Source organism: Arcticibacterium sp. SM2516 (genome assembly GCF_057914865.1).
Window position 1 is genome coordinate 5,114,231 of the sequence record NZ_CP195290.1, and the last position, 13,295, is coordinate 5,127,525.

The window sequence follows — 13,295 nt, forward strand, 5'->3', positions numbered from 1 at the left end:
ACAGTTTTAATTTAATAGATAAACCCTATTTGGAATTTAGAATGAGAATGTTTTTCGCAATAATGTTTGTTGCCGTGAATTGCTTTGGTCAAAAGTATCCAAATGCAGAAATCTCCAATGGTCTTATCACTGCTAAAATCCTCCTACCTAAAGAAGGAAAAGGATATTATCAAGGGACAAGGTTTGATTGGTCGGGAGTGGTTTCCGAATTAGAATATGGTGGTCATAGTTTCTTTGGCGTTTGGAATCCCAAATTTGAAGATGGACTGCATGATGCCATTATGGGGCCTGTTGAAGAGTTTACAGTAATTGGGTATGATGAAGCTCAAGAGGGCGAAACGTTTTTGAAAATTGGAATAGGTGAGTTAATCAAGCCAGAAGAGCCAGCTTATTTGAGGTTTAAAACGTATCAAATCCAAAATCAAGGAAAAAGAAAAACCAAAGTAAAGGAGAGTGAAATAACGTTTACTCAAAACCTTAAAATGGCGAATGGTTATGCTTATAAGTATGCTAAAAAAATGGAATTGAAAGGTTCAAATTTGATTATAAGCCATAGTTTGAAAAATACAGGAGATAGAAAGATTGAAACGAGTGTTTACAATCATAACTTTTTCATCATTGACAATGAACCTACCAACGAAAATATAAAGACCTCTTTTGTTTTTGATGTTAAGCCAGAAGGGGTGGTGAGAGGTTTTGGCACTACGGCCAAAATTGAGAATAATGCTATTGTTTTTAATCGTGCTATTTCTTCAAAAGAAAATGTGTTTTCCAATGAAATGACAGGTTTTGGAAACACAGCAAAGGACTTCGATATAAAAATTGAAAATCTAAAAACGAAAGCTGGCGTACGCATTACGAGCGACCGACCTATAAATAATATGGTGTTTTGGGCATGTGCAACCACCTCTTGTCCAGAACCTTATACTAAAGTAGAAGTATTGCCAGGGGAGACTTTCACGTGGACTATTAATTATGAATTTTTAATTGATAAGCCATGAAGAAGACTATAATAATCATTTATTGCCAGAGCTTATTGTTTCTATTGGCTTCATGTGGCTCTTCAGGTGAATCTAAAAATGTAGACTGGAGATATTACGGAGGAGATAGTGGAGGAACACGGTATTCTGAGTTGACTCAAATTAACACCGAAAGCGTAAAGTCATTAAAGGTGGCTTGGGAGTATGATACGGGAGAAGAGGTGGATTCAGAAAAGCCTTTGGCCAATCAATGTCAACCTATTGTGGTAAAAGGAGTGCTGTACGGAACTACCTCAAAACAAAAGCTTTTTGCAATTAACGCTGCCACGGGTCAGGAGCTATGGAAATTTGACCCTTATACTTTACCAGAATTCAAAAAGAGTTTTCATGCCATTCGAGGAGTGGTTTATTGGGAAGAAAAGGAAGACAAACGAATACTTTACACGGTAGGTCCTTTTTTGTTGGCTGTAAATGCTACTACAGGAGAGCTGGTAGAAAGTTTTGGTGAAAAAGGTCTGGTGGATTTGCATCAAGGTTTGGGAGACGAGTCTGTAAGGGGTTTTGATGTGAATGAATATAGCATTCGTTCTACTTCTCCCGGTGTAATTTATAAGAATACTTTCATCATAGGTTCTACGGTTTCAGAAGGAGGCAGTGCATTGCCAGGAAATATTAGAGCCTTTGATGTCAAGACAGGAAAATTGACATGGGTTTTCAATACCATACCACTGCCAGGCGAATATGGTTATGAAACATGGGCCAAAGAATCGTACAAAAAAATTGGCGGGGCAAACAGCTGGGCTGGAATGGTGGTAGACGAAAAGAGAGGAATGGTGTTTTTGGGCACGGGTTCGCCTTCGGTAGATTTTTATGGAGCAGAAAGACCAGGTCAAAATCTTTTTGCCAACTGTGTGATTGCTCTTGATGCCAAAACAGGAAAACGCGTATGGCATTTTCAAACCGTGCATCATGATTTATGGGACAAAGACATCCCATGTCCACCTACGCTTATGACCGTTAAGCATCAAGGAAAGAAGATAGAAGCCGTGGCTCAGGCTACCAAAGACGGGTTTGTTTTCATTTTTGATAGAGATACAGGTAAACCACTTTTTGATGTTGAAGAAATAGACGTTCCTGTGTCCCCGGCATTGCCAGGAGAAAAACCTTGGCCTACACAACCTATTCCCACCAAGCCAAAACCTTTCGTTAATCAGGTTCTGAAAGAAGAAGATATCACAGATAGGACACCGGAGTCTCATGCTTTTGTACTCGATAGATTTAGAAATAGTATTTCAGGCCACAAGTATTTACCACCAAGTGAAAAAGGTTCTTTAATCTATCATATAGGCGGTGGAGCAGAATGGGGTGGTGCAGCGGCAGACCCAAAAGGCGTCATGTATGTCAATGGCAATAACATGCTGTGGTGGATTCAAATGCGGAAAATGTCTGAAGGATCAGATACCAATAAGCGATCTAGAGGAGAGCACCTTTTCAATCAAAACTGTAGTGCCTGCCATGGAATGGATAAAAGTGGATCTGTTAGTCAGGCATTTCCAAATCTGGATAACATTGGTGCACGTTTAAAGGAGTCTGAAATTTTAAACATACTGGAATCTGGAAGGAGTAGGATGCCATCTTTTCAGCACTTAAAACTGGAGGATAGACAGGCCATCGTGAATTTTCTATTGGCAAAAGAAAGCTCAAGTTTTGATGTACATAAAGTAGAGCGTATAAAAACAGAGGAGGGTAAAGTATTTCCATATAATCCGCCCTATTTGAATAATGGTAATAATCAGTTTCTAGACTTGGATGGGTATCCCGCAATCAAGCCACTTTGGGGTAACTTGAATGCCATTGATATGAATTCAGGTGAGTTTTTATGGCAGGTTCCTTTAGGTGAGTTTCCTGAATTGATGAAAAAAGGTTTGCCTGTAACAGGTACTGAAAATCATGGGGGACCTGTAGTGACAGCAGGAGGTCTCTTATTTATAGGAGCTACTTTTGATGAGAAATTAAGAGCAATAGATACTAAAACAGGAAAGACTGTTTGGGAATATCAGCTACCGGCTGGCGGCTATTCTACTCCCGCTACATATATGGTTAATGGTAAACAATATGTTGTTATAGCCGCCGGTGGAGCTAGATATGGATTAAAAGGAGGGTCAAAATTTATGGCCTTTTCAATAGAGTAAGACGACTTGAAAATAAGGTTGGGAAAACACTAAAGGAGCACATTATAAAAATGGAACATATAAAAAATTTAATTATTGGTTGTGATTGGGGAACGAGTTTTTTCCGATTAAGGCTTATTGACAGCTCTACAAACTCTGTTTTGACTGAGATAACAAGTGCAGATGGGATAGCTAAAACCAATAGAATGATAGAGAAGGAGTCTGTTCGTTTCGGCTTATTCTGCGAAGTGGTATCCGAGAATCTGGCTTTATTGAAAAGTAAGGTCGCTTTCGATATTGATAGTCTGAGTATTGTGGTGTCAGGAATGGCGTCATCATCTATAGGAATGAAAGAGCTTCCTTATGGCTCTTTGCCATTTGCTATACAAGACGCTTCTGGTTTAGATGTTGAAATATTTGAGGGAAATACATCCTTTGTAAACCCGCTTATTTTAATTTCTGGCTTGCGAGATAAATATGATGTCATGCGTGGAGAGGAGGTTCAGCTTTTGGGTTTGGCTCATTTAATGGAATTCAATAAAGAGGAAGAAACCATCATTATACTTCCTGGAACACATTCTAAACACTGCTTTGTCAAAAACGGTATATTAAACCATTTTCAAACTTACCTCACTGGGGAGCTATATGAAATACTTTCGGAATACAGCATTTTAAGTAATTCAGTTATGAAAGAGACCCTTAAAGCGTGGACGCCAAAGGCAATGGAGGCTTTCTCAAAAGGGGTATTGGATGCTAAAGAAAGCAATATGCTGGTCAATTTATTTAAGGTCAGAACCAACTTCCTTTTTAAAGAAATGGATAAGTCGGAAAATGCCTTGTATTTGAGTGGTTTGCTTATTGGTGAGGAGCTTGGTAATATCAGTGGGTCGTCCGATACCAGACCTATTATTCTTTGTGGTGGAGAAAACATGAATGTGCTGTATAAGAAAGCAGTGGAAGTCTTAGGAATAGAAAAAAGAACGCAGTTTGTAGCGGATGACATTCTTATAAAATCAACGATTGCAGGTCAGTCCGAAGTATTTAAAATTCATAACAAAATTCTACATGACTAATAAAACGTTTTCTTGGGAATTATTTGAGAAAGTACCTATCGTAGGCATTCTTAGAAACATAGCTTTCGATGACTTTAAAGAGGTTTTTGAGGTTTGTAAGCAAGTAGGTCTTACTAATCTAGAAATAACTATGAACACACCAAGGGTAGAAGAAATGATTTCTTATGCTTTTGAAAACAGTGATGGTCTAATGAATGTTGGGGCCGGAACGGTCTGTTCGGAGTCAGACCTAGAAAGAGCTCTGAAGGCAGGTTCACAGTTTGTTGTGACACCAATAATCTCGAAGGCTGTTATTGAAAAATGTGTGTCACTAGGCGTGCCTATTTTTCCTGGAGCTTACACCCCCACAGAAATTTACACCGCATGGACTTGGGGAGCAAAAGTCGTCAAGGTTTTTCCGGCCACTGCTCTAGGGCCGTCATTTATTAAAGACTTGAAAGGCCCTTTAGACCAAATCAAACTTTTGCCTACAGGTGGAGTGAGTTTAGATAATATCCAAGATTTTAAGGCGGCAGGTGCAGCAGGATATGGCATAGGAAGTCAGCTTTTTAATAAAAAATTAATTGACGATAAAAACTGGAAAGGATTACAAGAACATATTGAACAATACATTCTGAAAACTCAAAATTAATACCCTAATGAAAATTAAAAATTATAGATGGATAATAGTAGCATTGCTGTTTTTTGCAACCACTATTAACTATTTGGATCGACAAATTATAGGTTTATTAAAACCCGTTTTAGAGCTAGAGTTTGAGTGGACAGAAACAGACTTTGCTCGGATAGTGATGGCGTTTACGGCAGCCTATGCTATAGGTTTGTTGTTTTTCGGGTGGCTAATTGACAAAGTAGGTACTAGAAAGGGATATTCCTTTACCGTAGTATTTTGGAGTATAGCAGGGATGTTACATGCTGTAGCTCGAAGTGCATTTGGTTTTGGTGTAGCACGTGTGGGACTGGGTCTAGGAGAAGCAGGAAATTATCCTGCGGCAGCTAAAACGGTGGCAGAGTGGTTTCCTAAGAAAGAAAGAGCATTGGCTACAGGGATATTTAACGCTGGTACTAGTGTAGGAGTAGTGATAGCCTTGGTTTTAGTACCACCTATTCTAGCAAATTATGGCTGGCATGAGGTTTTCTGGTTTACAGGTGCCTTGGGTTTTGTCTGGTTAATTTTTTGGCTCTGGTTATATCAGGTTCCGTCAAAGCAAGAGAAACTAACCGCAGAAGAGTATGAGTACATTGTGTCTGGGCAAGAAGAAACGGAGACTGAAGAAGGTAAAAACCCCGTAAAATGGTCTAAACTGTTTTCTTATCCGCAAACATGGGCATACATAACGGGTAAAGGATTAATTGACCCCATATACTGGTTCTTTCTGTTTTGGTTGCCTTCTTATTTTGCATCCACTTTTGATTTAGATCTTAAGAAGTTTAGTGTTGAGTTAATGATAATTTATACGGCCACCACAGTAGGAAGTATTGGTGGAGGTTACTTGTCCTCTTATTTGATAAAAAGAGGGATGGAAACCATAAAGGCTCGTAAGACAGTATTGTTTGTCTTTGCCGTTTTGGAGCTTTCCGTCATCTTTATCCAGTTTGCTGGAAATGTATGGGTGGCTGTAGGTTTAATCAGTTTTGCAGTAGCTCTTCATCAGGCATGGGCTACCAATGTTTTCACACTGCCTTCTGACATGTTTCCCAAGCAAGCCGTAAGCTCCGTTGTGGGTATTGGTGGAATGGCTGGAGCATTCGGAGGTATTCTTTTTCCCATGCTTATCGGTGGACTTTTAGATAAGTATAAAGCTTTGGGCAACATAGAAGCGGGCTATAATATTTTATTCACTATCTGCGGATTTACCTACTTAGTGGCATGGTTAATCATCCATTTATTGACCAAAAGGGGCCGCAAAGTGTCTTTGGAAGAATTGAGTTGAAATTAAATTTTAATATATAAATACACCCTACAAAAATGACGAACGACGATTTGAACGAAAAGAAAAACGGAATGTCAAGAAGAAAGGTTTTGTCTTCATTAGGATTGGCCGGAGCAATGGCTATTCCAGGAACAAGCTTTGCCAGACCAGAACCTAAGGTTTACAAAGAAGACAGAACTATGGTTAAAATAACCAAGCTGGAGACTTTTTTGATAAAGCCAAGATGGGTCTTTTTAAAGATTCATACAGATGCTGGTGTAGTAGGTTTAGGAGAGCCTTTATTAGAGGGCAGAGCCCAAACTATTCAGGCAGCCATTAAAGAGATAGAGCCTTACCTTATAGGAAAAGACCCAAGAGCTGTAACACACCATTGGCAAGCTATTTATAGACATAGTTTTTATAAAGGCGGACCTATTCTTACCAGTGCTTTGAGTGGGATTGACCATGCCTTATGGGATATAAAAGGTAAACTTTTGAATGTTCCTGTATATGAATTATTAGGTGGACCTACGAGAGATAGAGTACGTATTTACGGAAGAGCAAGTACTCCGGAGCAAATGAAGCAAAGAAAGGCAGAAGGATATACGATTATCAAAACTGGCGTAGCGAAAGATCGCCCTGCCAGAGCCGTTGAGAACCCTGCATTTATCAAACACGCCATCGAAAACTTTGCTGCCTTAAGAGAGGCTGGAGGTGATGGAATGGATATAGGGATTGACTTTCATGGTAGCATTCCTCCGCAAACGTCCAAAATACTAATCAAGGAATTAGAGCAGTATCAGCCTATGTTCATTGAAGAGCCATGTCAACCACAAAACATAGATGTATTGGCAGACATTGCTAGGAGTACGTATTTGCCGATAGCTACAGGTGAGAGAATATTTACCAAATGGGGCTTTAGAGAGATTTTGGAAAAAGGTGCTGCCAGTATTCTTCAGCCAGATATGTGCCATGCAGGTGGAATTTCGGAGGTTAAGATTATTGCAGGTATGGCAGAAGCCTATTATGCCCAAATAGCTCCTCATAATCCTATGGGGCCTATCTCTTTAGCTACAGGTCTTCAGTTAGCAGCTAGTATTCCTAATTTCTTGGTGCAAGAGCAAGTTTCTTTAGGAGAGGGATATTTGAAAACACCATTTAAGTTAGAAAAAGATGGTCATGTGATGATTCCAACTGGCCCTGGCTTAGGCGTAGAATTAGATGAAGATAAAATTTCTGATAAATTAGATCATGATTGGAAAAATCCAGAAACTTATGATTCATTTGATGGCTCTGTAGTAGATTGGTGAGAAATGAGTATCTTAACAAATTGAAATAATAAATAGAGAATGTTAAAAAATGTATGGATTTTCGCTCTTGTCGGAGTCATAATGGCCTGCGGCGAGGGAAACAGTAATACAGATAAAAGTATGACGGAAGCAGAAGAGGTAGATGCCATAGTAGATTCACTGCTCTACTTTAGGAACAATAAAATCAAGACAGATTTTTTGTCGCGTAAATTTCCTGACCTTGAAAGAGAAAAGGCTGTGGAGCTTCAGCTAGCATCACTAAAGAAAGAACTATCTGGCGGCGGACAGTTGGCTGGATGGAAAATGGGAGGAACCGTTGGTGATAGTGCTAGCTTTGACCCTATAATGGGTTATATGCTTAAAGCCAATCAGAATTTTTCTGGAGATAAAATATCCATTAAAAAGTTTCCCGCTAGCGAAGTGATGATAGAAGGAGAAGTTGGTTTTGTTTTCAAACAAGATTTTCCTAACGGCGTAAAGTCTATTGAAGAATTGAAAAATGGTATTGACTATGCAGTAGCAGCGGTAGAGTTTGCTCAGTCAAACGCCATCGGAATCAACAATAACCCTGAGACGGTAAAGACTAATCATGTGCTGGCTTTTGATACCGGACAGTGTGGTTTTATGCTAGGAAATAAGAAAATTGACTTTGCAGATTTTAATGTATCAGACGAGTCAGTGGAATGCTTTGTTGATGGAAAAGTGGCAGCCTCTGGCGTTTCTAGCAGAATATATGGCGGCCATTTAAATGCCCTCAATGCCTTGGCTAATCTGCTTCCTAAATATGGATTGATGATTAAAAAAGGAGATGTGGTTATTACCGGATCCATGTATGTGAACCCAACAGTAACAGGTTCTGCTAAAGTGAACCTTCAGTTCAGCAGCTTAGGTGAAATAGAAATGGAAATTACGGAATAGGAATATTCATAAATACCTGGTTCTAGTAGGCTTTGTTGATAGAAATACAACAAAGCCTACTTTTTTTATGATTTTTTGACCAGTACTTTACCACTTCAAAGATTTATTCAGGCATCAAAATCGAAATGATGTAATTTGCATATATACTAAGTTTATAAAAAAATCAGTACGTGACATTGGGTTTAGTGAACCTAAAGGTTAATATCACGATACTGTTTCATAGGATTTTTTAAAGATGATGGAGGGTAGAGGAAATTATATAGGCTGCGATTGGGGTACCAGTTCTTTCAGATTAAGGCTTATTGATTCGGAGTATAATTCTGTTTTAGCAGAGGTAGAAAGCAAAGAAGGGATTGCTTTTGTCAATAGTCAATTGACAGATAGCGAAAGTAGATTTGATTTTTTCAGTAATTTTTTAGGTCTGAAAATGGCCTTGCTTCAACAGAAAGTAAGCTTTGATATTTCCGATCTCACTTTGGTTTTATCAGGAATGGCTTCTTCTTCTATTGGAATGGAAGAATTAGAGTATGGTAGTTTACCTTTTCATTTAGGAAAACCGAAAAGTCTTTTTTCTAAATCCATTGTTCCCAACTCAAAATGGTCTAATCCAGTGATATTGGTTTCTGGTTTAAGAGACACGCACGATGTTATGCGTGGCGAGGAAATTCAGTTGTTGGGATTAGCAGAATTAATGAATTTTGGGGAAAATGATGATTCTATTGTCATACTACCAGGAACGCATTCCAAACATTGTTTTATAGAGAATGGAGCCTTAACCCATTTTCAAACCTATTTAACAGGTGAGCTCTTTCAGATTTTGTCGGAACATAGTATTTTAAGTAATTCGGTACACACTGAAAAAGTGTTAGAAGTGAATGCTGAGGCTGCTACAGCATTTGAAAAAGGTGTGTTAGATGCTAAGGAGACCAACTTGCTAACAAACCTCTTTAGAGTCAGGACCAATGTACTCTTCGAAACTTTCGATAAAAAATCGAATGCTTTTTATTTAAGTGGGCTTCTTCTAGGCGAAGAGTTGTCTAATATAGCAAAACCGTCAGACGAGAGACCCATTGTTTTATGCGGAGCCGAAGGATTAAATATACTTTATCAAAAAGCCATAAAGGTTTTAAAATTAGAGCATAGGACAGAGCTAGTTGCGAATGATATTTTATTAAAAGCCACCTTGACAGGTCAATCAATGGTTTTTAAGGAACATGCCTTAATAGCAGCAGAAGCTTAAGCTAATGGTTTTGTTCCCTTAGTTCTTTTTCGAGTTTATCTATCGTTATAGTGGCATGCTCACGCATTAATAGCTCCGCTTTTTCCGCATTCCCAGCTCTGATGGCCTCTATAATACTGATATGCTCAGGTAAAGTTTCTTGCGGTGTTCTTACTAAACCATAAGTGAAAGTCATTTGTAAGTAATTGGCTAAGGCGTCCATTTTTTGTAAGACGGCATTATTGCTTAATTCGCAAATGGCATTATGAAAGTCTTGGTCAGCCTTGCGGTATTTTTCGTCATCAATATCGGTTTCATTAAGGTAAGGTTTGAAGTATGAGGCTAGCTTTTCTGCTATTTTTTCGTGGTTTACGTTTTTCGCTAGCTTCCTAGCCGCTAATCCTTCTAATACTTCTCGGCATTCAAAAGCATCTATCTTGTCTTTTATATGATGTTCTTTCACGATGTAACCTTTTCTAGGAACAGATTCAATCAAGAACTCACTTTCTAGCATTTGAAAAGCTTTATGCAAGGGCATCCGACTAATGCCCAATTCTACTGCAATTTTTTCCTGAACCAATTTTTGACCCTTTTCCAGTTGACCTTTTAGGATTCTGGTTTTTAGCTCATGGTAGGCTAGCTTGCTTAAGTCGGAATGCTTTATCATGTATACTGTATTTTGTATACAAAAGTATTAGAAAATCACTAGATTTGTTAGGATTGATAAAATTCTAGTTCTATTTATGAATCTATAATTTTATTAAATATCATTCTATGAGCGACTTATGCATTATTTAAGTCTCTTATTTTTATAAATTCTAATCTGGAGCGAACAACAAATAACGAACAATTTTTAATGAGGGAATTTCAACCATTCAGTCGTATTATTTACATTTTAGGTATTTTTTTTCTTGTGGGTTGTATTAAACCTAAAACGGAAAACTGGCAATGGAGTACATTAGCTGTGGAGGGAGAACCGGTGGCTCGTCATGAAGCAGGCTTAGTGGCTCATGATTCAAAAATATATTTATTGGGTGGCAGAAGAATAAATGAAACTTCTCAATTTGACCCATCAACAAACTCATGGGCTTCGAAGTCTGAAACACCAATAGAATTACATCATTTTCAGCCAGTAAGTTATGGTGATGCCATTTATATAGTAGGTGCCATGACCGGAAAGTGGCCAACCGAACAGCCAGTGGATAAAGTGATTATTTATCACCCAAATGAAGACCGATACGAATTTGGACATTCTATTCCAAAAGATAGGAGGAGAGGAGGTGCCGGAGCCGTGGTTTATAACGATAAAATTTATATTGTAGGAGGAATTACAAATGGCCATATGGATGGCTCAAAGTCTTGGTTAGATGTTTACGATCCTAAAACAGGAGAATGGGAAGTTTTAGAAGATGCCCCTAGTGCTAGAGACCATTTTCAGGCAGTAGCTGTTAACGACAAGTTATATGCATTTGGTGGACGAAATAGCTCTAGGAGAACAGGAGAAGACATGTCTAGAACTATTCAGCATGGAAATATTTATAATTTCAAAACTCAGAAATGGCAGCCGGTAACTAATAATTTAGCCATACCTACCCAGAGGGCAGGAAGTTTTGCTTTTGCCCATAACAATTTGGTGATAATAGGAGGAGGAGAACAGGCAGGAATGGCCCTTGCTCAGAATGAAGCGGAAGCCTTTAACACCGCGACAGAAACTTGGGAGAAATGGCCTTCTTTTAATACAGGAAGACATGGTACTGGCTTTGCCGTGGTTGGAGATTATGTCTATATCGCCTCAGGTTGTGGGAAACCTGGTGGAGAGCCAGAACTTAAATCGGTAGAGCGTTTACGTTTGCCTAAGGAATCTTCTTTTGCGTCAACTAAAGGAGTTATAAAGACCCCGGTTTATACCAAGTTTAACACAGTTACGCTTTCTTTCAAAGGACCAGAAACTTCTGAGAATGCTACTGATAATCCATTTTTAAATTATAGGCTTTTAGTGGAGTTTAAGCATAAAGAAAGTAATCAAACCATTAGAGGTTTTTACGCTGCCGATGGAAATGCGGGAGAGACCAGTGCAGCTGCAGGAGCCATTTGGAATGTTAGGTTTTCACCAGATAAAGTGGGTGATTGGAGCTACGCGGCAACCTTGCAAAAAGGAGAAAACATTGCTCTAAATAATGAGGCTAGTGCAGAAAAGGCTATTTCTATCACCAATGCTAAAGGCCATTTTATAGTAGTTCCTTCTGATAAAGATGAGGCAGACTTTCGTGGCAAAGGCCGTTTAGTGGCTAGTGAAGGTTATTTCAAATTTCAGGATACGGATAAGCACTGGATAAAAATGGGGACCAATAGCCCTGAGAACCTTTTAGCATATGGCGATTTTGACGGGACATTTAGGATTTCTTCTGAAGCCAGCGAAGGAGAGGCTACAGCTTCTGATGAGCTGCATAAATATGCAAATCATGAAAAAGACTGGAAATTAGGAGATCCTACTTGGCAAAATGGAAAGGGGAAGTCTATCATTGGTTCCATGAATTACCTGTCTTCCAAAGGGATGAACACGGTATATTTCTTAACCATGAATATTCTGGGAGATGGGAAAGATGTGTGGCCTTATATTAATGAAAGTGATTTTACGAGATTTGATGTGAGCAAGCTGGATCAATGGCAAATTCTATTCGATCATATGCAGTCCAAGGGACTTCTTCTGCATTTGGTTATTCAGGAGACAGAAAACGAAACCATGCTTGATGGCGGTGACACAGGCCCTATGAGGAAGCTTTACTTCAATGAACTCATAGCAAGATTTGGTCATAACTTAGGATTAGTTTGGAATTTAGGAGAAGAAAATGGTCCCGCCAGTTGGTCGCCTGTGGGGCAAAATGATGCTCAGAGAAAAGCTATGGCGAAATATCTGAAAGAAAATGATCCTTATAATCATCCAGTTTTATTGCATACTCACTCCGAAGACCCTTTAAGATCTGATATTTTAGAAGATATAGTGGGATATAAATATTTGGATGGACTATCTCTTCAGCAGGCAGAACGCACAGAAACAAGTGAAGTAATAGAACATTGGCGAGCAAAAGCTAAGGAAAAGAATCATGAGTGGTTAATTACCATGGATGAGATTGGGAAATGGCACACAGGAGCTGTTATGGATGAAGAAAATCCAGGTCATGATTCGCTTCGTCATTTTGTGCTTTGGGGTTCTTTGATGTCTGGTGCGGCAGGAGTGGAGTGGTATTTTGGAGCGAAGCATCCGCAAAACGACCTTACCTCCGAAGACTGGAGAAAAAGAGACCAACTATGGGAGCTTTCTAATCACGCCAGAGTCTTTTTCGAAAACTATATTCCGTACTGGGATATGACTCCAAACCATCATTTGATAAATCAGGAAGATGGTTATTGTTTTCGCAAGAAAAATGAGGTTTATGCTGTTTATCTACCTAAAAAGGGCGATGCCAAAATTGACTTAACGGAAGCAGAAGGTGATTTTAGTATAAAGTGGTATAACCCAATAAAAGGTGGAGGATTGTTAGAAGGAAGTTTAATGGCTGTGAAAGGTGGCTCACTTCAAAGTTTAGGTACCTCACCTAATAATGCTGATCAAGATTGGGTTGTATTAATAAAAAAGGCGAATAAGTAATATTTTCATCTACGGATAATGCTGCATTCTGATGCTTTATAACACACTTGGGAAAATCCACTTGT

At 38.9% G+C, this 13,295-nt stretch carries 10 protein-coding genes; 9 read left to right on the forward strand and 1 reads right to left on the reverse strand.

Annotation, left to right across the window (positions count from 1 at the left end):
- The first annotated feature begins 47 nt into the window (after positions 1 to 47).
- The 8 genes from ACSBFT_RS20995 to ACSBFT_RS21030 all read left to right on the forward strand — a co-directional run bounded on the left by ACSBFT_RS20995 (position 48) and on the right by ACSBFT_RS21030 (position 9,602).
- On the forward strand, positions 48 to 1,001 hold the full coding sequence (locus ACSBFT_RS20995; RefSeq protein ID WP_489602311.1) for a hypothetical protein: 954 nt from the start codon (positions 48 to 50) through the stop codon (positions 999 to 1,001).
- Positions 998 to 3,172, forward strand: a complete 2,175-nt coding sequence (locus ACSBFT_RS21000; protein WP_489602312.1) for an outer membrane protein assembly factor BamB family protein — start codon at positions 998 to 1,000, stop codon at positions 3,170 to 3,172. The genes ACSBFT_RS20995 and ACSBFT_RS21000 overlap by 4 nt, the downstream gene beginning before the upstream one ends.
- 50 nt (positions 3,173 to 3,222) lie before the next feature.
- Entirely contained in the window at positions 3,223 to 4,224 is a 1,002-nt protein-coding gene (locus ACSBFT_RS21005; protein ID WP_489602313.1) for a 2-dehydro-3-deoxygalactonokinase, read from the forward strand.
- Entirely contained in the window at positions 4,217 to 4,855 is a 639-nt protein-coding gene (locus ACSBFT_RS21010) for a bifunctional 4-hydroxy-2-oxoglutarate aldolase/2-dehydro-3-deoxy-phosphogluconate aldolase (RefSeq protein WP_463044442.1), read from the forward strand. The genes ACSBFT_RS21005 and ACSBFT_RS21010 overlap by 8 nt, the downstream gene beginning before the upstream one ends.
- Positions 4,856 to 4,862: 7 nt before the next feature.
- Positions 4,863 to 6,155 (forward strand): MFS transporter, encoded by a 1,293-nt coding sequence (locus tag ACSBFT_RS21015; protein ID WP_463044443.1) that lies wholly within the window; start codon positions 4,863 to 4,865, stop codon positions 6,153 to 6,155.
- Between the two features lie 71 nt (positions 6,156 to 6,226).
- Positions 6,227 to 7,444: a galactonate dehydratase gene (gene dgoD / locus ACSBFT_RS21020; RefSeq protein WP_489602314.1), complete on the forward strand. Its 1,218-nt coding sequence runs from the start codon at positions 6,227 to 6,229 to the stop codon at positions 7,442 to 7,444.
- A 39-nt stretch (positions 7,445 to 7,483) separates the two neighbouring features.
- Positions 7,484 to 8,362: a hypothetical protein gene (locus ACSBFT_RS21025; protein ID WP_489602315.1), complete on the forward strand. Its 879-nt coding sequence runs from the start codon at positions 7,484 to 7,486 to the stop codon at positions 8,360 to 8,362.
- A gap of 235 nt (positions 8,363 to 8,597) precedes the next feature.
- Entirely contained in the window at positions 8,598 to 9,602 is a 1,005-nt protein-coding gene (locus ACSBFT_RS21030) for a 2-dehydro-3-deoxygalactonokinase (protein WP_489602316.1), read from the forward strand.
- 1 nt (position 9,603) lies between these two features.
- On the opposite strand, the gene ACSBFT_RS21035 is transcribed toward ACSBFT_RS21030, so the two are convergent.
- Complete coding sequence (locus ACSBFT_RS21035) at positions 9,604 to 10,248, reverse strand: GntR family transcriptional regulator (RefSeq protein WP_463044447.1); 645 nt, start codon at positions 10,246 to 10,248, stop codon at positions 9,604 to 9,606.
- 189 nt (positions 10,249 to 10,437) lie between these two features.
- Between ACSBFT_RS21035 and ACSBFT_RS21040 the strand changes: the two genes are divergently transcribed.
- Positions 10,438 to 13,230 (forward strand): Kelch repeat-containing protein, encoded by a 2,793-nt coding sequence (locus ACSBFT_RS21040; RefSeq protein WP_489602317.1) that lies wholly within the window; start codon positions 10,438 to 10,440, stop codon positions 13,228 to 13,230.
- Positions 13,231 to 13,295: the final 65 nt, after the last annotated feature.

What these genes read in the sequence shown, in the direction of transcription:
- ACSBFT_RS21040 (WP_489602317.1), top strand. Translation starts at nt 10,438, where the DNA reads ATGAGGGAATTTCAACCATTCAGTCGTATTATTTACATTTTAGGTATT.
- ACSBFT_RS20995 (WP_489602311.1), top strand. Translation starts at nt 48, where the DNA reads ATGTTTTTCGCAATAATGTTTGTTGCCGTGAATTGCTTTGGTCAAAAG.
- dgoD (WP_489602314.1), top strand. Translation starts at nt 6,227, where the DNA reads ATGTCAAGAAGAAAGGTTTTGTCTTCATTAGGATTGGCCGGAGCAATG.
- ACSBFT_RS21000 (WP_489602312.1), top strand. Translation starts at nt 998, where the DNA reads ATGAAGAAGACTATAATAATCATTTATTGCCAGAGCTTATTGTTTCTA.
- ACSBFT_RS21030 (WP_489602316.1), top strand. Translation starts at nt 8,598, where the DNA reads ATGATGGAGGGTAGAGGAAATTATATAGGCTGCGATTGGGGTACCAGT.
- ACSBFT_RS21015 (WP_463044443.1), top strand. Translation starts at nt 4,863, where the DNA reads ATGAAAATTAAAAATTATAGATGGATAATAGTAGCATTGCTGTTTTTT.
- ACSBFT_RS21010 (WP_463044442.1), top strand. Translation starts at nt 4,217, where the DNA reads ATGACTAATAAAACGTTTTCTTGGGAATTATTTGAGAAAGTACCTATC.
- ACSBFT_RS21005 (WP_489602313.1), top strand. Translation starts at nt 3,223, where the DNA reads ATGGAACATATAAAAAATTTAATTATTGGTTGTGATTGGGGAACGAGT.
- ACSBFT_RS21035 (WP_463044447.1), bottom strand. Translation starts at nt 10,248, where the DNA reads ATGATAAAGCATTCCGACTTAAGCAAGCTAGCCTACCATGAGCTAAAA.
- ACSBFT_RS21025 (WP_489602315.1), top strand. Translation starts at nt 7,484, where the DNA reads ATGTTAAAAAATGTATGGATTTTCGCTCTTGTCGGAGTCATAATGGCC.